Consider the following 25506-nt stretch of genomic DNA (forward strand, 5'->3'; position numbering starts at 1 on the left):
CTATGTAGTGCCGGAATGTCCCACAGGAAGGCCATGGTGCTGACGTGACGGTGCGATACCATCGGGCCCGTCCAATCGGCCGTTTAACGGAATGTGAGGCTTTTTTGCTACGATCGGGGCGAAAAGCGCTGAAATTAGAAGGCCTACGCTGGTGAACGCTTTTCCCCTCTGCGACACCAAATGAATTGGCAGGACAGTAGATTCGAGTAGCTGGATTTGAGGTAATGCGCGTGAACGGGCATCGGTTTTTCAGTGCGAGTAGTGCGGGCGCGACCATTTCGAAACAACGATTTGGGCAGATTGCGATATTGACCGCGGCGGGCTCCATCGCCGCCGTTTCCCAGGCGGATGCCGCCACGATGTTCTACTGGCAGGATTCTGACCCGGGTTATTACCGGCCGATGCCGCCGGTGCAGCCGCGCAAGCCCAAGGTGCGCCGGCCGGCCGCCAAGTCCGCGGCGGCCGTCAAGGAAACCAACGCCAAGCCGCAGGGGCCGCTGATCATCGCGATCTCGATCGAGCAGCAGAAGCTCCGCATCTATGACGCCAAGGGCCTGTTCGCCGAAAGCCCGGTGTCGACGGGCATGAAGGGGCATTCGACCCCGATGGGCGTGTTCAGCGTCATCCAGAAGCACAAGATGCACCGCTCGAACATCTATAGCGGCGCGCCGATGCCTTACATGCAGCGCATCACCTGGTCGGGCGTCGCACTGCATGCCGGCGTACTGCCAGGCTATCCGGCATCGCACGGCTGCATCCGCATGCCGATGGCCTTTGCCGTGAAGATGTGGAACTGGACCCGGATGGGCGCACGCGTGATCATCACGCCCGGCCAGATCACGCCTGCCAATTTCGCGCACCCGTTGCTGGTGGCACAGAAGGTTGTGCCGCAGCCCCTCCTCGCTGACGATCCGACGAATGACGCGCCCGCGGTGAAGGGCGATAAGGGCGCGGACGCCGGCGGCGCCATCAAGGCCGCGAATTCCGAGGCCGGCCTCGATCTTCGCCCGACCGTCGGACACGCCGCGCCGCTGCGCGAACAGACCCACACCGCCGACGCTAGCAGCGCGCTGCCGGCCACCAATGCCGTCGTATCCGATGCGTCTCTCGCAAAGGTCCAGGGCGGCGATCTGTCAAAGGCGGAAGCCAAGGCCGGTACAGCGAAGTCGGAGCCGGCAGCCAACGCGGGCGGCACCAGCGAAACCGCGAAGACGGAAGTCTCTGCAAGCGAGGGCATGAAGGCCGAAGCAAGCGCGGAAACGAAATCCGACGAGGCTCCCGCGGCGGCGATTGCCAATGCGCCGAAGACCGAGGAAGCCAAAGCGCCGGAAGCCAAGACACCTGAAGCCAAGACTGAAGCCAAGACGCCCGAGGCCAAGCCCGCTGAATCCAAGGTCGCCGAACCCGCCAAGGCGAGCGCCGGTGCACCGCCGGCCCCGACCGCTGCATCCGACGTGAAGAAGGATACCGCGCGTCTGCCCGGCGCGGAAAAGCCTGCCAAGGCCGAGGCGCCGCGGCGCGCCGGCCAGATTGCGGTCTTCGTGAGCCGCAAGGATTCCAAGCTCTACGTCCGCGAGAACTTCAAGCCGCAGTTCGAGGTGCCTGTCACGATCGCGGCCAGCGACCGGCCGCTCGGCACGCATGTCTTCACCGCCGACACCGACAAGGCCGACCCCAATCTGTTGCGCTGGTCGGTGGTCTCGCTGCCGCTCACGGCCCGTAGCGCCGCCCACACCGAGGAGGACGGCCGCGCCGCCGGCCGCAAGAAGGCATCAGCTGCCGAGGCCAAGCCGTCGGTGCCGAACAGCCCGGCCGAAGCACTCGACCGCATCAGCGTCGCGCCGGAAGCGATGGCGCGGATCGCCGAAGTGCTGTCCACCGGCAGTTCGATCATCGTGTCCGATCTCGGCGTCAATCAGGGTGGCGAGACCGGTGAAGGCACCGACTTCATCGTCCCGCTGCGGTAGCTTTCATAACGCCTTGTTGAGCGGCCGACGGCGCGGCCTTGCGCTATGCTTCGTTCCGTCGAACCACAGCCGGAGCGTCTCATGATAAACCGCAGAAGCATGATGACGGCGGCGCTGGCCGCGATCGCAGCTGTCAGCTCGAGCAGGCAATCGCTGGCGCAGGCCGCCATGAGCCGGATCACGGCCTATGCGTTTTCGTTTCCGGGCCTCGCCGGCGGCGATATCCGCCTTTCCGAATTCGCCGGCCGGCCGATGCTGATCGTCAACACCGCCTCGCTCTGTGGCTACACACCGCAATATGGCGGGCTGCAGCAATTGTGGAGCGAGTTCGGTGACCGCGGCCTGATGATCATCGGCGTGCCCTCCAACGATTTCGGCGGTCAGGAGCCCGGCGGCGTCAGCGAGATCACCGCGACGACGCAGAATCATCACGTCACCTTTCCGATCGCCGGAAAGGCTGTCGTCCGTGGACCGAACGCGCACCCCTTCTACAAATGGGCAGCGGAGGCACGGCCGAAGGATGTTCCCCGCTGGAACTTCCATAAGTACCTGATCGGCCGCGACGGCTACATCGCCGAGGTGTTCCCGGAGTCCGTCGACCCCGTGGATACACGGGTGAAGACCGCGATCGCACGGGCGCTGGCTGCATCCTGAACGCACCAGTCCGCAACAAATCCGGCTGGGCGTAACCGCAGCGGTTGCGTTGGCGCGCCTGCCCCAACTAGTCTAATATCTGCTTCGGGAATGGAGGCAGACCGGACGACGGCGGCGTCGCAACCGGGTGCGGGATTCAACTTTGAGGAAAACAAGATGCGTATTGCGGCAGGGATGATCTTTGCAGGCGCGGTTTCGCTGTTGGCATCGAGTGCGGCGTGGGCGCAGGCGCTCCCCACCAAGGGCGCGGCCGCCGCTCCCCAGGCGGCTCCGGTCCCGGCGCCAGCCCCCGCCCCACCACCGGCACCGGTCTCGACTCGTCCACCCTGCAACAATCCGGACGCGCTCGGCATCGGCCGCACCGTCGAGATCGATACCACCGGCGGTCCCGGCTTCGGCTTCGAGCATTTCAAGGAGCTCGACTTCCTGCGCGACAAGGAGGTCGTGTTGACCTTTGATGACGGCCCGTGGCCGGTGAATACGCCATCGGTGCTGAAGACGCTCGCAGAAGAATGCACCACCGGCATCTTCTTCCCGATCGGCAAGCACGCCACCTATTATCCCGAGATTCTCAAGCAGGTGATGGCCGCCGGCCACTCCATTGGATCGCACACCTGGTCGCATGCCGCGCTCGTCAACAAGAAGCTGACCGAGCAGCAGCGCAAGGATGAAATTGAAAAGGGATTCAGCGCCGTGAAATGGGCGCTCGGCGGCAAGGCTCCGGCCCCGTTCTTCCGCTTCCCCGCGCTGCAGCACCCGCCGGAGATGGTGACCTATCTCGGCACTCGCAACATCGGGATCTTCTCCTGCGACCTCGATTCCTTCGACTTCAAGGCGAGCAAGGCGCAGACCATCATCGACAACGTGATGCGCAAGGTCGAGAAGAACGGCAAGGGCATCATCCTGATGCACGACTTCCAGAAGCACACCGCCGAAGCCCTGCCCGAGCTGCTCAAGAAGCTGAAGGCCGGCGGCTACAAGGTGGTCGCGATGCGTGCCAAAACGCCGGTGCAAACGCTGGCGCAATATGACGAGGACATCGTCAAGGATTTGAAGCTGCCGACCGTCAGCTCACGTCCGGTCTCCAGCGTCGTCCAGACGATCTCGGAATAACGCGCGCCTCCGTGCCGGCGTTGCGTATCGAAGGTTATGTCATCGTCTCCGCGGACGGCATGCTCGCTGACGCGCGTAATGTCATGCCGGATGAACTGAAGTTCGAGGGCGACAAGGCCTTCTTCACCGCCGCCCTCGACCGCGCCGATTTGATCCTGCATGGCCGCAATTCCTACGAGGACCAGCCGAACTCGCCGCGCCGCAAGCGGATCATCCTGACGCGCCACGTGGATACGATCGCGCCCGATCCGGCTAATCCGAAAGCGACGTTGTGGAATCCGGCCTGCACCCCGTTTGAAGCCGCCTGCCGTCATGCGGGCGTCGATAGCGGCACCGTCGCCGTGATCGGCGGGCCCGGCGTGTTCGGCATGTTCATGGACCGCTACGACGTGTTCTGGCTCTCGCTCGCGCCGCACGTCCGCCTGCCCGGCGGCGAGCCCTGCTTTCCCGGCGTGCCCGCACGTTCGCCACAGGACATCCTGGCCGCGCATGGCCTGCGTGCCGGCGAACCGCAGATGCTCGACGTCGCCGATGAAGTCGCCGTCACGCCGTGGCGGCGCAGCGCGTAGGCGGCGCACCTCGCCGGTCAATCCTGCCCCAAAGTTTGACGCGAATCTGCAAGCGCCGCTTGCCGGATTTAGATATCCCCGTAGGCCGCTTCGTTCGGCCGCGGTCCTTTGCCATAGCCAGCGATCATGAACAGCCCGCCGATGAGCGACAGGTTCTTCAGGGCGTCAATCAGCGTCCTGGCGTTCTCGGGCGCCGGCTGATTCCAGAAATCGTGGAAGTAGAAGGTCGCGCCGATCACGAAGAAGATCAGAAGGATCGCGAAGAAGCGTGCGGCGAAATTGACCGCGATCATCAGGCCGGCGAGGATCTCGAAGCCACCGGTGCCGACCGCCAGCAATTGCGCTATCGGCATGCCCGTCATGGTTTCGAGCTGCGAAGTATAGGGCGCAAACATTGCCGGAATGGTTACCTTGGACGCGATGTAGTCCGCCGTCGCCTGGATGGCGAACAGCTTCGTCGCACCCGTGTACATGAAGAGCACGGCGAACAGGACTCGCCCGAAGGTAACTAACGCTGGCATGGGATTGGCCTCACTGAATGGCATGCAAAATTAGCGGGCGGCACAAAGCGATTATGGGCGTTTCGTCTTCCCTTTTCAAACGCTCAAATCGAAACCTCACGCGCAGGAGCCTGCGCGTGCCGCCAACCAGACCTTCCTTTAGAAGCAGAACCAAGGCGCTTTGTTGGTCATAGCCATTCGAACCATGCATGCCCCGGACTTGATCCGGGGACATGTATGGTTCGCGACGTCAGAACAAAGGCAGAGGCGGCTCGAACAGACCTAGCCGAACAGGGTCGGCTGCTGACGGCCGGCCCGCTCCTGGGCCTCGACGGCGGCAACCGCCGTCATGTTGAGGACGCCGCGCGCCGTGACGCCCGGGGTGAGGATATGCGCCGGCCGCGCTGGTCCGATCAGGATCGGGCCGACCGGCAACGCGTCCGCCAGCGTCTTGATCATCTGGTAGGCAACGTTGGCGGTGTCGAGGTTCGGCATCATCAGGATGTTGGCGTCGCCTTCCAGGTTCGAGTGCGGCAGCACGAGTTTTCGCGCCGCAGCCGAAAGCGCGGTGTCGCCCTGCATCTCTCCGTCGGCCTCGATCTCTGGATGCTTTTCCCGAAGCAGCGCGGTCGCGCGGCGCATCTTGCGCGAGGATTCGGTATCGTAGCTGCCGAAGTCGGAATGCGACACGAAGGCGATGCGCGGCTTCATGTTGAAGCGCTGCACATGGTTGGCCGCGAGCGAAGCCACTTCCGCAAGTTCCTCGGCGCTCGGGTTGGGCCGCACCTGCGTGTCGGCGATGAAGTAGGAGCCCTTGCTGGTGATCATCATCGCGAGCGCCGCGAAATCGCTGACCCCCGGCAGGAAGCCGATGATCTCGCGGACGTGGCGCAGATGGCTCATATAGCGGCCCTCGACGCCGCACAGCATGGCGTCGGCCTCGCCGCGGACCACCGCCAGCGCGGCGATCACGGTGTTATTGGTGCGAACCACCGTGCGCGCCGCTTCGGGCGTGACGCCGCGGCGCCCCGCCACGTCGATATAGGTCTGCACATAGGAGCGGTAGCGCGGATCGTCCTCGGGATTGACGAGGTCGAAATCCTGCCCGGCCTTGATCGAGAGGCCGAACCGCTTGATCCTGGCCTCGACCACCGACGGCCGCCCGACCAGGATCGGCCGCGCCAGTTTCTCCTCCAGCACGACCTGCGTCGCGCGCAGCACGCGCTGGTCCTCGCCTTCGGCATAGATCACGCGCACCGGCTGGGTCTTGGCCTTGGCGAACACCGGCTTCATGGTCAGACCGGAGCGGAAGGCGAAGCGTTCCAGCAGTGCCTTGTATTCTTCGAAATTCTTGATCGGGCGGGTCGCCACGCCGGAATCCATCGCAGCCTTCGCCACGGCGGGCGCGATGCGCAGGATCAGCCGCGGATCGAACGGGCTCGGGATCAGCGAACCCGGGCCGAAGCCTTGCGCCTCGCCGCTGTCAAAGCCTTGCGCCACCGCATCCGACGGCGGGTCGCGCGCGAGCTGCGCGATCGCCTCGACGGCCGCATGTTTCATTTCCTCGTTGATACCAGTGGCGCCGACATCGAGCGCACCGCGGAAGATGAACGGAAAGCACAGGACGTTGTTGACCTGGTTCGGGAAGTCGGAGCGCCCGGTGCAGATCATCGCGTCGGGGCGCGCCTTGCGCGCTTCGTCCGGCATGATCTCCGGATTCGGATTGGCCAGCGCCATCACCAGCGGCTTGTCGGCCATCGACTGGACCATTGCCGGTGTCAGCACGTTGGGCGCCGAAAGCCCCAGGAATATATCGGCACCGCCGATCACATCGGCCAGCACGCGGGCATTGGTCTTCTGCGCATAGACCGCCTTCCAGCGGTCCATCAGCGTGTTGCGGCCCTCATGCACGACGCCGTCGATGTCGCAGACCCAGATGTTCTTGCGCTGCGCCCCCATCGACACCAGCAGATTGAGGCAGGCGATCGCGGCGGCGCCAGCGCCGGAACAGACGATCTTCACCTCCGAGAGCTTCTTGCCGTTCAGCAGCAGGCCATTGACGATGGCGGCGCCGACGATGATGGCCGTGCCATGCTGGTCGTCATGGAACACCGGGATCTTCATGCGCTCCTTGAGCTGCGCCTCGATCTCGAAGCACTCCGGCCCCCTGATGTCTTCGAGATTGATGCCGCCGAAGGTCGGCTCAAGCGCCGCCACGGTCTCGACCACGCGCTCGATGGTATCGGCGGCGATCTCGATGTCGAAGACGTCGATCCCGGCGAATTTCTTGAACAGAACCGCCTTGCCTTCCATGACGGGCTTGGAAGCCAGCGGACCGATATTGCCGAGCCCCAACACCGCGGTACCGTTGGATACCACGGCAACCAGATTGGCCCGCGAGGTCAGCGACGCCGCTTCCGCCGGATTGTTGGCGATTTCGGTGCAGGCCGCAGCCACCCCGGGCGAATAGGCCAGCGCAAGGTCGCGCTGGTTGGCGAGCGGCTTGGTGGCCTGGATTTCGAGTTTGCCCGGGCGCGGCAGCCGATGATACGCGATCGCCGCGGAATGGAGCTCTTCAGAATAGGACGACATACACTCCCCCCACGGGCTTCAACGACCCCGAATGACGTGCCGAGGCCGATCTTCATTCGAACCGTCAGTTTTGCGGCAGATTGAGCCGGATGTGAAGCACGGGCAACCACTTGGATGCAACATCCGCGAGCTTTCCCATCAACAGGGCATCGACGCAAAGCAGCAAAGCCGGTAGCATATTTTCCTCCCTACCCCGTCCCTCTGACCGGCATTGTGGCAAATTATTTGCCTCTCGCGATGTCGGCATCCGGAGCACAACTAATGGTAAGAATACTGCTTGGTCTGGTCGCCGCGGTCGTGATCGCGGTGGGCGGCTTCTTCGGCTTCGAATTTTACACGCAGCACCGGATTGCGCGCGAGGTCGAGACCGCGTTCGAACAGATCAGAGCCTCCGGCGGCAAGGCCAGCCACGGCAAGGTCTCGTTCGACCTGAAGAGCCGGACGCTTCGGATCGACGACATCGCAACGGAATCGGCCACGCAGCCGCCGGTGCGCGTGAAGATCACAAGCGTCGTTGCCTCCGGGGTCGCCCAGCCGGACGCCGGCCAGCTCTCCGCCGATACGATCGAGGCATCCGATCTGGAGATCGGCAGCAGCGTTGCCGGCCCGACGGAGGGGAAACTCGCCTACAAGATGCCGCGCCTTGTGATGAAGGACTATTCCGGCCCGGCAAGCATGCCGCACCCGCCGTCTTCTGCATCGCTCATCGACGCCTATCGTTCCGGATTGCAGCAATTCGCGGCGATGTCGGCGACATCGGTCTCCGCCCCGAGCATTACAGGGACGATGAACTTCGGCGGCGCCATGTCGGGAGAGTTCGCTTATTCAGGCATGACGTTTAAGGACATCAAGGCCGGCAAGATCGCCGCGATCGACATCGAGCGCGCCAGCTTTACCGTCAACACGCAGCAAGCCGGCAAGCCCGACAAGATGACCGGCGAAATCGCCAATATCGCCTCGCGCGACTTCGACGCCACCGCGCTTGCCGCCACGCTGGACTCGCAAAAGAGCAGCGAGGATCGCTATATCCGCGCCTATGGCAAAACGACGGCCGGTCCCTACACCGTCACTTCAGCGCAAGGGGTGCGCATGCGCATCGATGCGATGACGGTCGACGAGATCGCGTTGCGCCGCTCGCGGCTGCAACTTCCAGCACTGCTGGCAGCGATACAGGCGGCCGGAACCGCGCAGCCCTCGCCGGCGCAGGCGCGCGAACTGGTCGAAAAGGCGGCCACGATCTACGAGGGAATGCGCGTCGGCACAGCCGAGATGCGCGGCCTTTCGGCCGAAACGCCGCAAGGCCCGTTCAAGCTCGCCGCAATCAGGTTCAATCTGGAAGACGGCAAGGTCGGCGAGTTTGCCGTCGAGGGGCTAGATGCGAATACGCCGAAAGGCCCGCTCAAGCTTGGGCGCTTCGCGCTCAAATCGCTGGATATCGCCAATTTCATGCGGCTATCTGCACAGTTCGCAAATCCGGCTCAGGCACCTACGCCCGAATTGATCGCGGGGCTGTTTCCCCTGGTGCAGGGCGTCGAGGTCAAGGCCGTCACCGCGCCGTTCAAGAACACCGGCAAGTTCGTCAACCTCGATGGCTTCGATGTGAACTGGGGCCAGTTCATCGGGCCGATCCCGAGCAAGCTACGGGTGACCGCCAAGATGACGGCGCCGGTCGATGCAAGCGATCCCGCCATGCGGCAGCTTGTGGCGGCCGGCCTCGACCCGCTTGCCATCGATGGCGATATCGGCGCGGAATGGACCGAGGCGGCGCGGAGCTTCGTCGTGGAGGCCCCGAAACTGGAGATCGGCGGCGTGCTGAAAGCATCCGCGCGGATTACGCTCGCCAACGTGCCGCGGCAGGTATTTTCGGCCAATGCGGTCCAGGCGGTGGGCGCAGCGGCGCAGATCGACGCCGGCGCAATCGAACTTGCGGTGCGCGATCTCGGCAGCGTCGATCTCGGCATCGTGCAATACGCCCGCACCCAGAACGTCAGCCGCGAGGAGGCGCGCAAGGCGATCGTCGAGAGCATCAAGGCGGGCAGCGAGGACGTCGCCACCAACCCGGATGCCGTGAACGCCGTGCAGGCGCTCGCGCGATTTGTCGAGACGCCCGGACAAACGTTGGTCATCAAGCTCACGCCGCTCGGCAAGGTGCCGGCGATGCAGCTCTTTCAGATGTTGAAGACCGACCCGCTGATCGCGCTGGCGCAATTCCGGATCGAGACTTCGACGGGGCTGTGACTTAGCCCTTATCCGGCAGGTTGAGCCGGATGTGGAGCTCGCGGAGCTGCTTGATCGTGACTTCCGATGGCGCGCCCATCAAGAGGTCGACGGCCTGCTGGTTCATCGGGAACAGCGAGATCTCGCGCAGGTTCGTGGTGCCGCAGAGCAGCATCACGATGCGGTCGACGCCGGCCGCCATGCCGCCATGCGGCGGGGCGCCGTACTGGAACGCGCGATACATGCCGCCGAACCGCTCGACGACGTCCTTCTCGCCATAGCCTGCGATCTCGAACGCCTTCACCATCGCTTCCGGTTTGTGGTTGCGGATGCCGCCGGAGGCGATCTCATAGCCGTTGCAGACGATGTCGTACTGGAACGCCTTGATGGTGAGCGGGTCATTGGTCTGCAGCGCTTCGAGACCGCCTTGCGGCATCGAGAACGGGTTGTGGGAGAAGTCGATCTTCTTCTCGGTCTCGTCATACTCGTACATCGGGAAGTCGACGATCCAGGCGAGCTCGAACCGGTCCTTGTCGACCTGGTTCAATTCCTCGCCGACCTTGCCGCGCGCAAGGCCAGCGAACTTCCAGAACTTGTCCGGATCGCCGGCAACGAAGAAGGCGGCATCGCCTTCCTTCAGGCCGAGCTGGCTGCGGATCGCAGCGGTTCGTTCCGCACCGATGTTGTTGGCGAGCGGGCCTGCACCCTCGCCGCCTTCGCGCCACATGATGTAGCCGAGGCCGGGCTGTCCCTCGCCTTGCGCCCACGAGTTCATACGGTCGCAGAACGCGCGCGATCCGCCGCCCGGCCCGGGGATCGCCCAGACCTGGTTCTTCGTGTCTTCCAGCATCCGCGCGAACACCTTGAAGCCGGAGCCGCGGAAATGTTCGGAGACGTCCTGCATCTCGAGCGGGTTGCGCAAATCGGGCTTGTCGCTGCCGTATTTCTTCACGGCTTCGGCGAACGGAATCCGCCGCCAGCCCTTTGTCACCGGCTTGCCTTTGGCGAACTCCTCGAACACGCCCGTCACGACGGGCTCCATCGCGGCGAACACGTCGTCCTGCGTGACAAAGCTCATCTCGACGTCGAGCTGATAAAACTCGCCCGGCAGGCGGTCGGCGCGCGGGTCCTCGTCGCGGAAGCACGGCGCGATCTGGAAGTAGCGGTCGAAGCCCGACATCATCAGGAGCTGCTTGTACTGTTGCGGCGCCTGCGGCAGCGCATAGAACTTGCCGGGGTGGATGCGCGACGGCACCAGAAAGTCCCGCGCCCCTTCCGGCGAGGACGCCGTCAGGATCGGGGTCTGGAACTCGAAAAACCCCTGCTCCTTCATCCGCCGGCGCATCGAATCCACGATGGCGCCGCGCGTCATGATGTTCTGGTGCAGCTTCTCCCGGCGCAGGTCGAGGAAGCGGTATTTGAGGCGGATATCCTCAGGGTATTCCTGCTCGCCGAACACCGGCAGCGGCAGCTCGGCCGCGGGCCCAAGCACCTCGATCTCGTTGACGTAGACCTCGACCGCGCCGGTCGGCAGTTCCGGATTGTCGGTGCCCTCTGGGCGTTTGCGCACCTTGCCGTCGATCCGCACCACCCATTCCGAGCGGAACTTTTCCACTTCCTTGAACGCCGGCGAATCCGGGTCGGCCACGCATTGGGTGATGCCGTAATGGTCGCGCAGGTCGATGAACAGCACGCCGCCATGGTCGCGGATGCGATGGCACCAGCCGGAAAGACGGGCGGTCTGCCCAATGTCGCTCTCACGGAGCGCGCCGCATGTGTGTGACCGGTAGCGATGCATGGTAGTCCCAAAAACTGATGTCGGATGATCGAATCGGCGGGGCCAACGCCCTTGCCCGAAGTTGCGGAGGGTTTACCCGACGAGGCCGGGGGCGGCAACCAAGGGAACGGCCGGTTTTGCTCGGAAACCGCAGATTTTCGGCGCCAATGGCGAGAACCGTTTGCCTATTCGCCGCGCGGACCTATCTTTCCGGGATGACCGTCCATTTCCCGTTCCAGAACACCTATTCGGCCCTGCCGGCGAACTTTTTCGCCCGCGTAGCGCCGACGCCGGTAGCCGCCCCCCGCCTGATCAAGCTGAACCGGGCCCTGGCCGTCCATCTGGGGCTTGATCCCGACGTGCTGGACAGTCCCGAAGGCGCGGAAATCCTCGCCGGCAAGCGCCTGCCCGAGGGCGCCGATCCGATCGCCATGGCCTATGCCGGCCACCAGTTCGGCCAGTTCGTGCCCCAGCTCGGCGATGGCCGGGCCATCCTGCTCGGCGAGGTCATCGACAAGGACGGCGTCCGCCGCGATATCCAGCTCAAGGGCTCCGGCCCGACCCCGTTCTCGCGCCGGGGCGACGGCCGCGCCGCGCTCGGGCCGGTCCTGCGCGAATACATCGTCAGCGAGGCGATGTTCGCGCTCGGCATCCCGACCACCCGCTCGCTCGCCGCCGTCATGTCCGGCGAGCGCGTTCAGCGCGAGACCATGCTGCCGGGCGCCGTGCTCACGCGCGTCGCCGCGAGTCATGTTCGCGTCGGCACCTTCCAGTTCTTCGCAGCGCGCGGCGACACCGACGGCGTGCGCGCGCTCGCCGATCACGTCATCGCCCGGCACTATCCTGATATTGGCATCGCGGAGCGGCCCTATCACGCGCTGCTCGAACGCGTCGTCGCCCGGCAGGCGGACCTCGTCGCACGCTGGCTACTGGTCGGCTTCATCCACGGTGTGATGAACACCGACAACACGTCCATATCGGGCGAGACCATCGACTACGGCCCCTGCGCCTTCATGGACGAATACAACCCCGCGCAGGTGTTCTCCTCGATCGACGAGATGGGCCGCTACGCCTACGCCAACCAGCCGCGCATTGCGCTGTGGAACCTGACACGGCTCGCCGAATGCCTGCTGCCGCTATTCTCCGACGAGCAGGACAAGGCGATCGAACAGGCGCAATTCATTCTCGGCGAATTCGCCGACAAATTCACCGCCGCCTATCAGGCCGGGCTACGCAAGAAGGTTGGCCTGTTCACCGCGCAAGACGGCGATGAGGCGCTGGTGCAGGACCTGCTCGATGCGATGGCGAAGAATGAGGCCGACTTCACCCTCACCTTCCGCGGCCTGAGCGATGCCGCCGGCGACGGCTCGGGCGACAAGGTCCGCGATCAGTTCACTGATCCCGCCGCCTTCGACGAGTGGGCCGCGCGGTGGCGAAAGCGTCTTGCCGATGAGCCGCAATCGCCGGCCGAGCGGCAAGCCGCAATGCGCACGGTCAATCCGGCCTTCATCCCGCGCAATCACCGCATCGAAGCCGTGATTGCGGCGGCCGTGAACGACGACTACGCGCCGTTCGAGGAATTGCTGACGGTGCTGTCGAAGCCCTACGAGGATCAGCCGGAGTATGCGGCTTACACTGAGCCGCCATTGCCAGACCAACGCGTGCTGCGGACATTCTGCGGGACGTGAGTCACCGATCTATCCGCGTCATTGCGAGCGAAGCGAAGCAATCCACGCTTCAGCACGGGGTAGATGGATTGCTCGCGGAGCCTGTCATCGGGCGCGCATTTGCGCGACCCGTTGGCTCGCAATGACGGGATGAGAGCTTCCGTTAACCCAACTCCTTAAGCGCCCATCCACCATCAGCTGACGCGCATCCCCGCCGATTCCATAAATTAAGAAACGGTCAACACGCTCCCCACAAATCTAACGGCATATTGGGGGAGAATTGCCGTGGATGCCTTTGCTTTCGAATTCATGGGAATGGTGATGATTGCGCTCTGCCTCGCCGTGCTCGCGATCCCTTCGGGCCGGCGCCGGTCCCGACACATCCGTTACGAATAAGCCCTAGGAATTTCCCCACGAACCGCTGCGCCAGCGCAATTTGCCGGCGAAGTGCAACTTGCTTTTGCCGTTTCCGAAAATATGTATTATACGTATAATGGAGATTTCGACGAGGGATACTGGCAATGGTCAAGACCACGGCCCTGGAATTCCAGCGCAAATTCGGTGAATTCCAGCACCAGGCTCAGCGCGAACCGGTGGAGATCACACGGCACGGCCGGCGCGAGTTGGTCCTGATGTCGGCCGAACAATATGACTGGCTCACGGCTGCTGCCAAGCGCACCCATCGAACGTCAGATGCAACGTCGGTGATTATCCAAGCGGTGGAGCGGGCCGAAATGGATTCCGAACACGCAGGGCTCGACGATCTCCTGAAGTAGAGCCGCAAGCGTGACGCTTCCTGATCCGAAGCCGGGACTCATCGTCCGCTACGATTATCTCTGGTCTCACGAAGCAGCAGCCGGACGCGATCAAGGAAAGGACCGCCCGACCTGTCTCGTCGCGGCGAGTGATAACCTAGCCAAGCCGCGTTATGTCGTGCTGTTGCCGATTACGCATTCGCCGCCGGGCACAGGTACGGTGGGCGTCGAGATCCCAGCCAAGGTCAAGCGGGCCCTCGGCCTCGATGATGCGCCGAGTTGGGTCATCGTTTCCGAATACAACGCCGACGAATGGCCGAATGCTGGCCTGTCGCCGTTGCCCGGACGGCCGGGCGTGTTCAGCTATGGCTTCATCCCGCCCGGTCTGTTCGCAACAATCAAGGCCAGGTTTCTCGAGCTGGCGCGACAGAACAAGAGCCGCGCCGTGCGGCGCTGACCGGGCTTCTCGAAGACCGGCATATCGCAACCGGTCGAGGACCCCGCCCGCCCCCATTGAGTCGCAAAAAAGCCGTGCTCAGGCTCAAATGCAGGGCTCAAATCCTGACCAACACCCTTGACATATCAGCGTTTTCGGCAGAACGCGTGTCGGAAGCGTCATGGATTGTTCATGGATCTGATTACTACCACTTCGGACCTCGCTGCGGCCTGCTCCCGGCTCGCCCAGCACAAGGTCATCACGGTCGATACCGAGTTCCTGCGGGAGACGACCTACTACCCGCTGCTCTGCGTCGTGCAGATGGCGAGCCCGGACGAAGCCGTCGTGATCGACACGCTGGCGCCCGGCATCGACCTCAAGCCGTTCTTCGAGCTGATGGGCAACGAGGCAGTCCTGAAGGTGTTTCACGCCGCGCGCCAGGACATCGAAATCGTCTGGCACCAGTCTGGCACCATTCCGCACCCGATCTTCGATACCCAGGTCGCCGCGATGGTGCTCGGCTATGGCGACAGCATCGCCTATGACCAGCTGGTCGAGCGTGTCACCGGCCACCGGCCCGACAAGACCCACCGCTTCACCGACTGGTCGCGCCGGCCGTTGACGCCGGAGCAGATGCATTATGCGGTCTCCGATGTCACCCATCTGCGCGACGTCTTCGCCGCGCTCGATGCCGACCTGAAGAAGCGCGGCCGCAACGACTGGGTCAGCGAGGAGATGGAGATCCTGACCTCGCCGAAGACCTACGATTTCCATCCCGAGCGGGCCTGGGAGCGGCTCAAGACGCGGGTACGCAAGCCGAAGGAGCTTGCGGTGCTGATGGAAGTTGCGGCCTGGCGCGAGCAGGAAGCGCAAAGCCGCGACGTGCCGCGTTCACGCGTCCTGAAGGACGATGCGGTCGGCGACATCGCCACCCACGCCCCGACCTCGCTGGAGCGCCTCGCCGGCCTGCGTTCGCTGCCGAAGGGTTTTGACCGCTCGAAATGGGGCAGCGACATCATCGCCGCCGTGCAGCGTGGCCTCGCCCGCGATCTGCACACGCTGCCGAAAATCGAAAAGCCGCGCGGCAATTCCAATGGCGCTGCGACCGTCGAGCTGTTGAAGGTGCTGCTGCGGATGACCTCGGAACGCCATGCGGTTGCCAGCAAGGTGATCGCGACCGTCGACGATCTCGACCAGATCGCCGCCGATGATCACGCCGACGTGCCCGCGCTGCATGGCTGGCGGCGTGAACTGTTCGGCGAAGCCGCGATTGCGCTGAAGCACGGCCGGCTCGCGCTCGCGATCGAGCGGGGCCGCGTCGTCAGGGTCGAGCGGGCGTAGCAAAGTACCGCGGCTTTCATCCTTCGAGACGCATCGCTTCGCGATGCTCGTCAGGATGAGGTCTTAGATCCTCATGGTGAGGAGCGCGGCAGCGCCGCGCGTCTCGAACCACGAGGCCACAGACCACGTGATATGCCGAGCTACCACTTCAACTCCAGCCCCAACGTGCCCTGGTGGGACTGCGTCGCGGCGCGGAATTTTGCGTCGTAATTGACGTAGAGGCGCGCGGTGTTGGTCAGGCTCAGCGATGCCGAGCCGCCGGCATCGGCGCCGTAGCGGCTCTCGCCGATGCCCTGCAGGGTCAGGCTCTGGCCGCCGAGGCTGACGGTGATGTCGGAGAAATTCTGCACGAGGTTGTCGACGAATTTGCCGTAGCCCGAAACGTCGAGAATCTTGCCGTCGAAAATCCAGTAATGGCCGATCTCCGCGCCGATCATGACCCGCCCGCGCTGCACGGTGGCGCCGGTCGCGGCCACGGGATCAAGCCCGCCGATCTCCTGCAGCGCCCCGGTCTGGGCGCGGACATATTCGAACGCCGCCTTGGGCACGACGCGGTATTGGTCCTTCGTCCAGTAATAGCTGATCTCGCTGAGCACGCCGTCGAGCCGTGCGTTGTATCCGGCGGTAGCGAGCCCAAAGCCGGTGTCGCGGCGAGAATGGATGTTGCCGAAGCCGTGCACCACCGCGCTCGCCCAGGTCCACGGCCCGCTATCGACCGAGGCCGTGAAACCGAGCTGGGTCAGGTCGATCGTCGCCGATTGCAGCGCCAACGGAATATCGACCGCCGAGCGGCTCTGGTCGACCGAGAAGCCGATATTGACGCCCGGCGCCACCCGCGCGCCGATCCCGGCGACGCCGCCCCAGGTCTTTCTGCTGTCGCCGACGAAATCGCCGACCGCGCCGTTTTTGGTCGAATTCCCGTAAGTCTCTAACCAGGTGCGGTAGCGCGGGGCCTCGGTGCTCTCGGAGGCACCGCCGCCGCCCGGATTGGTCCGCTGCAGGCGGTTGAAGCCGTTGCCCGCCTGATTGCCCATCCGCTCCAGGAAATTGCTGCCGAGATTTGTCAGCGCCGCGCCCGACGTCACGGTCGAATTGATCACGGTCGGCGTGGGACTCGGCGTTGGCGAGGGTGTGGGTGTCGGGGTGGGCGTCGGTGTCGGCGATTGCGCGTGCGCGGCCGACATCACGGCGATCAAAACGAACGCAATGGCGGCCAGACGCGCCAGCGCGCGCCCGGTTCCGATCTCCCATGCCCGCGAAGGCCGCCGTGAGCAGCGCATGCAGTCCATTCCAAAGGGCGAAGCGCCAAGGCGAAAAATGCGCAAATGCCGATAAACAGTAACGATTTGCCCCCACTTCGCGCGAAGGGTCAATCGGCGTGCAGCCGAATACGCGGCGATGTGGTTCGGCTGCCACAGCCCGTGACATCAGAACGATTCGCTGCAGGGCGGCAAAACCTTGCGAATGTCCAGATTTCGTGTTGCAATCCGCGGCGCAATCGGATTCAGGCCGTTCGACTGTGCGTTTCGCGAGCAGGAAATCTAGCAGCTACCGGGGAGCCCGTTTGTGGCGTGGCACGTGGAAAACGTGGCCGCGTCTTTTTTATGTCTGGACTATCTAGGGAGACAGGCGATGGCGATGCAGAAGGGCACCGTCAAGTGGTTCAACCCCACCAAGGGGTATGGGTTCATCAAGCCGGCGGTCGGTGAGAAGGACGTGTTCGTCCACATCTCGGCCGTCGAGCGTGCGGGACTCACCACTCTCAACGAAAACCAGCACATCGAGTATGACCTTGTCGAGAATCGCGGAAAGACTTCCGCGGAAAACCTCAAGGTCTCCTAAGACCACAACACCTTGAACCCCCGGCACTGCCGGGGGGTTTTCTTTGCGCCCGCCCCCGGATCTACGCGGCGGCTTGGCAACCCGCGATCTCCTGCAGCTCCGGATAGAAGCGCGCGGTCATGCGCCCGACATAGCGCTTGAGATTGGCGTGGCTTGCCGCCGCCCGCTGCAGGTCCGATTCGAACAGTGGACAAATCGCGCAGACCGCGAACGCGAACATCGTGGCATCGATGCCGACAGGCGTGTTGCCCATGAAGAACGGCTTGTCGCCGAGATAGGCCGCCATCGCGTCGATCGAACGAATCCCGATCGCGGTGATCTCGTCGGCCGAGTGACGGCCCAGTCCATGGCCGTGCAGCGTCTTGCGTAAGCGCCGGCGGATCATCGTAACGACCACGGGCCGGACCGGCGCCGGCACGCCCTTGAAGAAGTTGACCGGTCCTTTGCGGAAGTTGTCGTCGATCATCCAGCGGAAATAGACGCTGGCCCAGTAGAGATTGTCCTCCGCCATCTTCTCGAACGCCCAGGAGATGGCGAGCTGCTCGGCGGTAAGCCCCTGGTCGAAGTCGATGCCGTACTTCTTCTCGAGATGCCAGCGGATCAAGGTCGAGTCGCCGAGCAGCTGGCCGTCGTCCTCAATGTAGGGGATCTTGCCTTTGGGAGCCTTCGAAAAGCTCATCAGCGCCTTTTCGAATGGCAGCTTCGACATCCTGAGCAAGGTCTCGGCCTTGGTCACGAACGGGCTTGCGTCGGGAAGGCCGAAATTCGGCCCAGAGCCATAGAGCGTGATCATGGAACCTCGATGAATTTGCTGTGCGCATCTCGCCCGCGCTGCTTCGCGTGCCGATATTATCAGATCGTCCGCGGCGAAATCAGGGTGCCGCCGCGCTCAGTGTCGCCGGCGATCCTGCAGAAATCGCCTTCGAGGCGGAGCCTGCCGCTTGCGAGCAGGCGCAGCGCCTCGGGATAGATGCGGTGCTCGATGTCGAGGATACGCTGCGACAACGTCTCGGCGGTGTCGTCATCGGCCACCGCGACCGCGCCCTGCATCACGATCGGACCGGCATCGGTTTCTGGGATGACGAAATGAACGGTCGCGCCCGAGATCTTCACCCCGGCCCGCAATGCCTGGCCGTGCGGGTCGAGGCCCGGAAAGGACGGCAGCAGCGATGGATGGATATTGAGCATCTTGCCGTACCAGCGTTGCACGAATTCGGCGGTGAACAGCCGCATGAAGCCACCGAGACAAATCAGCTCCACCTTTTCCTCGTCCAGCGCCCGCTGCAGCACCGCTTCGAAGCCGGCACGATCCTTGCCGAACGGTTTGCTCTCGATCACCTTTGTTTTGATGCCGCTGGCGGCGGCCTTCTCCAACCCGGCCGCATCGGCCCGGTTGGAAATCACAGTGGCGATCTCGGCCGGAAAGTCCGCGGCCGTCGCCGCGTCGATCAGCGCGGCCATGTTCGACCCGCGCCCGGAGATCAGGATGGCGACACGAGCTTTCATTGCGCGAGATCGAGGTGGCCGTTATAGACCACGCGATGCTCGCCCGTGGCCGGGATCACTTCGCCGAGCAGCGCGACGGTCTCGCCGCTTGCGGTCAGGATTTCCGTCACCTGCTCGACCGCATCCGCCCTGACGATCGCGATCATGCCGATGCCGCAGTTGAAGGTGCGGAGTAGTTCGAACTCGGCGATGCCGCCCAGCTCCGCCAGCCATTTGAACACCGGCAACACCGGCAGCCGCGCCAGGTCGATGCCGACGCCGAGATGCTTCGGCAGCACGCGCGGAATGTTGTCGGTGAAGCCGCCGCCGGTGATATGGGCGAGGCCCTTGATCGCGCCGGTCTCGCGGATCGCGCGCAGGCACGACTTCACATAGAGCCGCGTCGGCGTCAGCAGCGCGCCGCCGAGCGTCATGACCGGCGAGAACGGCGCCGGCGCATCCCAGGCAATCCGCGAGTGCTCCACGATCTTGCGGACCAGCGAGAAGCCGTTGGAGTGAACCCCCGACGAGGTCAGCCCGATCACGGCATCGCCCGCGGCGATATCGCCGCTGGGCAGCAGCGTACCGCGCTCGGCCGCTCCGACCGCAAAGCCCGCGAGGTCGTAATCGCCGTCCTTGTAGAGCCCCGGCATTTCCGCGGTCTCGCCGCCGATCAGGGCGCAGCCGGATTCGCGGCAGCCCTCGGCAATGCCGGCCACAATGGCCGCCGCGGCCTCCGGATCGAGCCTGCCGCAGGCAAAATAATCCAGGAAAAACAAGGGTTCCGCGCCCTGCACGACGAGATCATTGACCGACATCGCCACGAGATCGATGCCGATGCCGCCATGCAGGCCGGTCTCGATCGCGATCTTGACCTTGGTGCCGACGCCGTCCGTCGCCGCCACCAGCACCGGGTCCTTGAAGCCCGCGGCCTTGAGGTCGAACAGGCCGCCGAAACCGCCGATTTCGGCGTCGGCGCCGGCCCGCGCGGTGGCGCGCACCATCGGCTTGATGAGATCGACGAGGCGGTTGCCGGCGTCGATGTCGACCCCCGAATCGGCGTAAGTGAGCCCGTTTTTGCGGTCGTTCATGCCCAAATTCCAGTATGATGACGGCTGGTTACGAGGAATTCAGCGATCCTGCAATGGCTCGCAAGGGCCCAGCGCATATACTATGTAGATAAGAACCGGCAGAACCCGCCAGGGGCCGGATCTAAGGCCGGGAGCCGGGAAGCGACCGAGTTGAGTATTCCGAATATCATTACGCTGGGGCGCATCATTCTGGTGCCGGTCATCGTCTGGGCGATCGTGTCCAGCCAGATGGAAATTGCCTTCGCGATCTTCGTCATTGCCGGGGTCAGCGATGCCATCGACGGTTTCCTCGCCAAGCGCTTCAACATGTCGAGCGAGCTCGGCGCCCTGCTCGACCCGCTCGCCGACAAGGCTCTGCTGGTGTCCATCTTCGTCGCGCTCGGCATCTGGGGCGCGGTGCCGCGTTGGCTGGTCATCCTTGTGGTGTCCCGGGACATCATGATCGTCGCCGCGGTGATCGTGTCATGGCTGCTCGACAAGCCGGTCGCGATGAAACCGCTGATGGTCTCGAAGCTCAACACCGTGGCGCAGGTGGCGTTCGCGGCGCTGGTGCTGGCCTCGCTCGGCTTCGATTTCAGGCCGGCGCCTTATGACGTGATCCTGATGGGATTCGTCACGGTCTTTACCTTGGCTTCCGTCTCGCTCTATCTCGTCGAATGGGTGCGGCACATGAGCACGATCGAAGCGCGCTAGCTTCTTCTGTTATTTTGATGCGTTTTCTTCACGCCACCCGGTAGCCATTTCGCTTGAAAACGCTATGAATGCCCAAAGATTCCGGCCTGGAGACCTGCGTGGCAGTTCGCGTTCAACCTCGTCAGCTTGCCTTCGCGCTGCCGCATGCGGAGAGCCTGACCCGCGACAATTTCCTGGAAGGTCCGGCCAACGAGGCCGCGCTCGCGCTGATTGAAAGCTGGCCGGACTGGCCGAACCGCGTCATGCTGCTGGTGGGACCGGAAGGCTCCGGCAAGAGTCACCTTGCGGCGATTTGGGCCGAACAGGCCGGCGCGCGTTCGACGGCGGCACATGCGCTGAACCCCACTTCCGTGCCGGGTGCGCTGGCTACCGGAGCGCTGGTGGTCGAAGACCTCAAACCCGCCGACTTCGACGAACGCGCGATATTTCATCTCCTGAACCTGGCGCGGGAGGATGCGGCCTATATCCTGATCACAGCGCGCGTTCCGCCGTCGGCCTATGAGATCGAGCTGCGCGATCTCCGTTCCCGCCTGCGCGCCGTACCCGTGGTGTCGCTGTCGCCGCCCGATGATCTCCTGCTGCGCGGCCTGATCGTCAAATTCTGCGCCGACCGGCAAATGAGCATCGACGAAACGGTCGTCAGCTACCTCGTCAGCCGGATCGAGCGCTCCTACGCCGCCGCCCGTCAGGCGGTCGAGCTGTTGGATACCGAGGCGCTGCGGCTCGGCCGGCCGGTTACCCGGGCCCTGGCCGTGGAACTCCTGCGCAACATCTGAGCGGTATCCCGTGCTGCCTGCCGCCGCCTTGACGGTGGATTTGGGCGGAACATCAATGTCATTGAAACGTCATCGGAATATCACATGGTGTCGACGCATCCCTGATTTAAGCGTCTGCGTCCTCGCCCGAGATGGATCAAAGCCTCATGGAATCGGCACAAGTTATTGAAATAAAAGAAAAAGAGACGCCTGCCGAGACAGTTCCCGCGATCGCCGCCAGCCCGGAGCGCTTCATTAACCGCGAGCTGTCCTGGCTGCATTTCAACCGCCGCGTGCTCGAGGAATCGGTCAATCCCGGCCACCCGGTGCTGGAGCGGGTCCGCTTCCTGTCGATTTCTGCCAATAACCTTGACGAGTTCTTCATGGTCCGCGTCGCCGGTATCAAGGCGCAGGTCCGCGAAGGCATTGCCGAACGCAGCCCCGATGGGCTGACGCCGTCCGAGCAGCTCGCCCTGATCAACAAGACGGTCTCGGAACTCGCCTCCGACCAGCAGGCGATCTGGCGCGACCTGCGCACGACGCTGTCGGACACCGGCATCAAGCTGGTCGACGGCCACGACTTCACCAAGGCGGAGCGGAGCTGGCTGGAGGATCACTTCCTCCACAACATCTTCCCGCTGCTGACGCCGCTCGCGATCGATCCCGCGCACCCCTTCCCGTTCATTCCGAGCCTCGGCTTCACCATCGCCCTGCAATTGTCGCGTACGTCAGACGGCAAGGCGATGAACGCGCTGATCCGCATGCCCGGCAAGATCGACCGCTTCATCCGCATGCCTGCGGGCAAGGATGGCGCCGTGCACCTGATCCCGCTGGAGCAGGCCACCGGCCTGTTCATCGGCCGCCTGTTCCCCGGCTACACGGTGAAGGGCCAGGGCGCCTTCCGCATTATCAGAGACTCCGAACTCGAAATCGAGGAAGAGGCCGAAGATCTGGTTCGCCTGTTCGAGACTGCGCTGAAGCGTCGCCGGCGCGGTTCGGTGATCCGCCTGGAGATGGAAGCCAAGATGCCGGAAGCACTGTGTGCCTTTGTGCGGCAGGCGCTTGCGGCGGCGGATGACGAGGTCTTCCTGGTCGACGGCGTGCTGGCGATGAACGAGCTCTCGCAGCTCACGCGGCTCGACCGTCCCGACCTCGAATTCACGCCTTACGTGCCGCGCCACCCCGAGCGGGTGCGAGACCATGGCGGCGACATCTTCGCTGCGATCAGGCAGAAGGACCTGATCGTCCATCACCCTTACGAATCCTTCGACGTCGTCGTGCAGTTCCTGCAGCAGGCCGCGCGCGATCCCGACGTCGTCGCCATCAAGCAGACGCTCTATCGCACCTCGAACAATTCGCCGATCGTGCGCGCCCTAGCCGAGGCAGCTGAGGCCGGCAAGTCGGTGACGGCGCTGATCGAATTGAAGGCGCGGTTCGACGAAGAGGCCAATATCCGCTGGGCGCGCGACCTCGAACGCGCCGGCGTGCAGGTCGTGTACGGCTTCCTCGAACTGAAGACACACGCCAAGCTGTCGATGGTGGTGCGGCGCGAGGGCGGCAACCTCACGACCTATGTGCATACCGGCACCGGCAATTATCATCCGGTCACCGCGCGCATCTACACCGACCTGTCATACTTCACCTCGGACCCGATCATCGGCCGCGATGCGGCCCGGGTGTTCAATTATATCACCGGCTATGCAGAGCCCAGCGACATCGAGCGCATGGCCGTGTCGCCGTTGACGCTGCGCAAGCGCATCATCGAACACATCAGGGGCGAGACCAATCACGTCCGGCACGGCAAGCCCGGCGCGATCTGGATGAAGATGAATTCGCTGGTCGACCCCGACATCATCGACGCGCTGTACGAGGCTTCCCAAGCCGGCGTGTCGATCGAGCTGGTGGTGCGCGGCATCTGCTGCCTGCGGCCCGGCGTGCCCGGCCTGTCAGACAATATCCGCGTCAAATCGGTGATCGGCCGCTTCCTGGAGCACGGCCGCATCTACTGCTTTGGCATGGGTCAAGGCCTGCCCGGCCCCAAGGCGGCTGTGTATATCTCCTCCGCCGACATGATGCCGCGAAACCTCGACCGCCGCGTCGAGGTGCTCTGTCCGCTGCAAAATCCCACGGTACATCAGCAGGTTCTCGAACAGATCATGGTCGCGAACCTGAAGGATACCGAGCAGAGCTGGCAGTTGTTGCCGGATGGGTCGTCAACGCGTATGAAGGCCGCGAAAGGCGAAGAGCCGTTCAACCTGCACAATTATTTCATGACGAATCCGAGCCTGTCTGGTCGTGGAAAGTCTCTCAAGGAATCCTCGCCGCGCCGCCTCACGCGCCGCAACGAGCGTCAGCAATCGTCTTAAGGGGCCGCGGCCGTGAAGCGGCCGCGCAAGCGCGCTTCCAGCGTCGCCGTCATCGACATCGGTTCGAACTCGGTTCGTCTCGTCGTCTATGAGACGATGGCGCGCAGCCTCGTCACCATCTTCAACGAGAAGGCGTTGTGCGGCCTCGGCCGCGAGGTGCAGAGCACCGGCCTGTTGGCGGAAGACGCCGTCACCAAGGCGCTGACCGCGCTGCGGCGGTTCCGGGCGCTGTGCAGGATTCAGCAGGTCGGCCGCGTGTTCGCGATCGCGACCGCCGCCTGCCGCGACGCCAAGAACGGCCCGGACTTCATCGCCAAGGCCGAGCGCATCTGCGGCGCGCGCATTCAGATCCTGTCGGGACCACGCGAGGCCAAACTATCCGCGCTCGGCGTCGTCTCCGGCATCCACAATCCCAACGGCATTGTCGGCGACCTCGGCGGCGGTTCACTCGAACTGATCGACGTGCAGAACACCCGCGTCCACAGCGGCGTCACGCTGCCGCTCGGAAGCCTGGCGCTGCAGGACCTCTCGGACAAATCCTTGAAGCGCGCCGAGCGCATCGTTCGCGACGCGCTGTCCGGCGTCGCCCAACTCAAGGCCGGCAGTGGTCGCACCTTCTATGCGGTCGGCGGCACCTGGCGCGCGCTGGCGCGCATCCACATCGTGCAGAGCGGTTATCCGCTGCGCGTGATGCACGGCTATTCGATACCGGCTTCCGACGCGCTCGATTTCGCCAGACGTCTGCGCCGGCTTGCCGCCGCCAACATGCTCGCTGACATCGAAGTGGTTGCGGATGCCCGGCGCCCGCTACTGACCTATGCCGCGCTGGTGCTCGAATACATCATCCGCATCGGCCGTCCCAAGGAAATCGTGTTCTCGACCTTCGGCGTGCGCGAAGGCCTGCTTTACGAGATGCTCCTGCCAAAGGAGCGCGCCAAGGATGGATTCATCTGCGCCGCGCAAACCCTGAACGGGTTATTGTCGCGCTCGGCGCGCCATGCCGAGGAACTGGTGGCCTGGACCGATCGCCTGGTGCGCGTCGTGAGGCTGCGCGAGACCGAGGAAGACCGCCGCCTGCGCCACGCCGCCTGCCTGCTCTCCGATATCGGCTGGCGTGTGCATCCCGACCACCGCGGCGAGGAAACGCTGAGCCTGATCACCAACGGCAATTTCGGCTCGATCAGCCATCAGGGCCGCGCCTTTGTCGCGCTGTCGGTGTTCTATCGCTATGCCGGTCTCAGCGAAGAGAACGAGCCGCCGGAACACATCCGCGAGCTGCTGACTCCGGCGATGGACGAGCGTGCCCGCCTTCTCGGCGCCGCGTTCCGTGTCGCACACCTGATCTCGGCCGCACGCACTGGCGTCTTGCCGGCGACGCATTTCCGCACCCGCGGCCGCAAGCTGATGCTGGTGTTCGAGCACCGCATGGTCGATCTCGTCGCCGACCGCGTCGGCAGCCGCTTCAAGCAACTGGCGCGGCTCGTCGGCCGCGCCGGCTCGATCGTTCGAAGCTGAGAACGACCGGCACCGCCTGCTAGGGCGTGAACCCATAAATTCAGAGGAGAAGCCCATTTGCCGTGTGGCCCGATCGCAGGACCGAAAGCGAATCGTGCCGCTTCAAGAAATCTAGATATATTTCCGATTGTCAACGTGCTCTCAATGCCTTGACTTGCCGGCGGTGGTGCT

General features: G+C 64.0%; 21 protein-coding genes. 14 read left to right on the forward strand and 7 right to left on the reverse strand.

Annotation, left to right across the window (positions count from 1 at the left end):
* The first annotated feature begins 224 nt into the window (after positions 1–224).
* From QA643_RS22330 to QA643_RS22345, 4 genes are all read left to right on the forward strand, one after another.
* Complete coding sequence (locus tag QA643_RS22330; protein WP_283028055.1) at positions 225–1967, forward strand: L,D-transpeptidase family protein; 1743 nt, start codon at positions 225–227, stop codon at positions 1965–1967.
* Between the two features lie 81 nt (positions 1968–2048).
* On the forward strand, positions 2049–2621 hold the full coding sequence (locus tag QA643_RS22335) for a glutathione peroxidase (protein WP_283028056.1): 573 nt from the start codon (positions 2049–2051) through the stop codon (positions 2619–2621).
* Positions 2622–2777: 156 nt separating this feature from the next.
* Positions 2778–3734, forward strand: a complete 957-nt coding sequence (locus QA643_RS22340; protein ID WP_283028057.1) for a polysaccharide deacetylase family protein — start codon at positions 2778–2780, stop codon at positions 3732–3734.
* Between the two features lie 59 nt (positions 3735–3793).
* Positions 3794–4303, forward strand: coding sequence for a dihydrofolate reductase (locus QA643_RS22345; RefSeq protein ID WP_283034884.1), 510 nt, complete (start codon positions 3794–3796; stop codon positions 4301–4303).
* 68 nt (positions 4304–4371) lie between these two features.
* On the opposite strand, the gene QA643_RS22350 is transcribed toward QA643_RS22345, so the two are convergent.
* Positions 4372–4824 (reverse strand): DoxX family protein, encoded by a 453-nt coding sequence (locus QA643_RS22350; protein ID WP_283028058.1) that lies wholly within the window; start codon positions 4822–4824, stop codon positions 4372–4374.
* 261 nt (positions 4825–5085) lie between these two features.
* Positions 5086–7395 carry an NADP-dependent malic enzyme gene (locus QA643_RS22355; RefSeq protein WP_283028059.1) on the reverse strand — a complete coding sequence of 770 codons (2310 nt, stop codon included), beginning with the start codon at positions 7393–7395 and terminating at the stop codon, positions 5086–5088.
* A gap of 261 nt (positions 7396–7656) precedes the next feature.
* Between QA643_RS22355 and QA643_RS22360 the strand changes: the two genes are divergently transcribed.
* Positions 7657–9633: a hypothetical protein gene (locus QA643_RS22360; RefSeq protein ID WP_283028060.1), complete on the forward strand. Its 1977-nt coding sequence runs from the start codon at positions 7657–7659 to the stop codon at positions 9631–9633.
* A gap of 1 nt (position 9634) precedes the next feature.
* Here the strand turns inward: QA643_RS22360 and aspS are convergent, their stop codons facing one another.
* Positions 9635–11410 carry an aspartate--tRNA ligase gene (gene aspS, locus QA643_RS22365; RefSeq protein ID WP_283028061.1) on the reverse strand — a complete coding sequence of 592 codons (1776 nt, stop codon included), beginning with the start codon at positions 11408–11410 and terminating at the stop codon, positions 9635–9637.
* Positions 11411–11604: 194 nt separating this feature from the next.
* On the opposite strand from aspS, the gene QA643_RS22370 reads away from it, so the two are divergent.
* From QA643_RS22370 to rnd, 4 genes are all read left to right on the forward strand, one after another.
* On the forward strand, positions 11605–13077 hold the full coding sequence (locus QA643_RS22370) for a protein adenylyltransferase SelO (protein ID WP_283034885.1): 1473 nt from the start codon (positions 11605–11607) through the stop codon (positions 13075–13077).
* Positions 13078–13577: 500 nt separating this feature from the next.
* Positions 13578–13832, forward strand: coding sequence for a type II toxin-antitoxin system prevent-host-death family antitoxin (locus tag QA643_RS22375; RefSeq protein ID WP_283028062.1), 255 nt, complete (start codon positions 13578–13580; stop codon positions 13830–13832).
* Positions 13833–13842: 10 nt separating this feature from the next.
* A complete protein-coding gene (locus QA643_RS22380; RefSeq protein WP_283028063.1) occupies positions 13843–14268 on the forward strand; it encodes a hypothetical protein in 426 nt (141 codons plus the stop codon).
* A 171-nt stretch (positions 14269–14439) separates the two neighbouring features.
* A complete protein-coding gene (gene rnd, locus QA643_RS22385) occupies positions 14440–15588 on the forward strand; it encodes a ribonuclease D (RefSeq protein ID WP_283028064.1) in 1149 nt (382 codons plus the stop codon).
* 140 nt (positions 15589–15728) lie between these two features.
* Here the strand turns inward: rnd and QA643_RS22390 are convergent, their stop codons facing one another.
* The gene (locus tag QA643_RS22390; protein WP_283028065.1) at positions 15729–16868 is read right to left on the reverse strand and encodes an autotransporter outer membrane beta-barrel domain-containing protein; all 1140 of its coding nucleotides are present in this window, start codon (positions 16866–16868) and stop codon (positions 15729–15731) included.
* 358 nt (positions 16869–17226) lie between these two features.
* On the opposite strand from QA643_RS22390, the gene QA643_RS22395 reads away from it, so the two are divergent.
* The gene (locus QA643_RS22395) at positions 17227–17430 is read left to right on the forward strand and encodes a cold-shock protein (protein WP_283034886.1); all 204 of its coding nucleotides are present in this window, start codon (positions 17227–17229) and stop codon (positions 17428–17430) included.
* Between the two features lie 61 nt (positions 17431–17491).
* On the opposite strand, the gene QA643_RS22400 is transcribed toward QA643_RS22395, so the two are convergent.
* Genes QA643_RS22400 through purM form a run of 3 tightly spaced genes read right to left on the reverse strand, consistent with a single transcriptional unit; the run spans position 17492 to position 20006 of the window.
* Positions 17492–18223, reverse strand: a complete 732-nt coding sequence (locus tag QA643_RS22400) for a glutathione S-transferase family protein (protein ID WP_283028066.1) — start codon at positions 18221–18223, stop codon at positions 17492–17494.
* Positions 18224–18282: 59 nt separating this feature from the next.
* The gene (gene purN, locus QA643_RS22405; protein ID WP_283028067.1) at positions 18283–18936 is read right to left on the reverse strand and encodes a phosphoribosylglycinamide formyltransferase; all 654 of its coding nucleotides are present in this window, start codon (positions 18934–18936) and stop codon (positions 18283–18285) included.
* Positions 18933–20006, reverse strand: a complete 1074-nt coding sequence (gene purM, locus QA643_RS22410; RefSeq protein ID WP_283028068.1) for a phosphoribosylformylglycinamidine cyclo-ligase — start codon at positions 20004–20006, stop codon at positions 18933–18935. The genes purN and purM overlap by 4 nt, the downstream gene beginning before the upstream one ends.
* Before the next feature lie 150 nt (positions 20007–20156).
* On the opposite strand from purM, the gene QA643_RS22415 reads away from it, so the two are divergent.
* The 4 genes from QA643_RS22415 (at position 20157) to ppx (ending at position 25335) form a co-directional block, all read left to right on the forward strand.
* Positions 20157–20699: a CDP-alcohol phosphatidyltransferase family protein gene (locus QA643_RS22415; protein WP_283028069.1), complete on the forward strand. Its 543-nt coding sequence runs from the start codon at positions 20157–20159 to the stop codon at positions 20697–20699.
* A gap of 98 nt (positions 20700–20797) precedes the next feature.
* Positions 20798–21475: a DnaA/Hda family protein gene (locus QA643_RS22420; RefSeq protein WP_283028070.1), complete on the forward strand. Its 678-nt coding sequence runs from the start codon at positions 20798–20800 to the stop codon at positions 21473–21475.
* Positions 21476–21621: 146 nt separating this feature from the next.
* Positions 21622–23820, forward strand: a complete 2199-nt coding sequence (locus tag QA643_RS22425; protein WP_283028071.1) for an RNA degradosome polyphosphate kinase — start codon at positions 21622–21624, stop codon at positions 23818–23820.
* Positions 23821–23832: 12 nt separating this feature from the next.
* On the forward strand, positions 23833–25335 hold the full coding sequence (gene ppx / locus QA643_RS22430) for an exopolyphosphatase (RefSeq protein ID WP_283028072.1): 1503 nt from the start codon (positions 23833–23835) through the stop codon (positions 25333–25335).
* Positions 25336–25506 lie beyond the last annotated feature (171 nt).

The sequence above is a fragment of the Bradyrhizobium sp. CB3481 genome, from assembly GCF_029714305.1.
Taxonomy (GTDB): domain Bacteria; phylum Pseudomonadota; class Alphaproteobacteria; order Rhizobiales; family Xanthobacteraceae; genus Bradyrhizobium.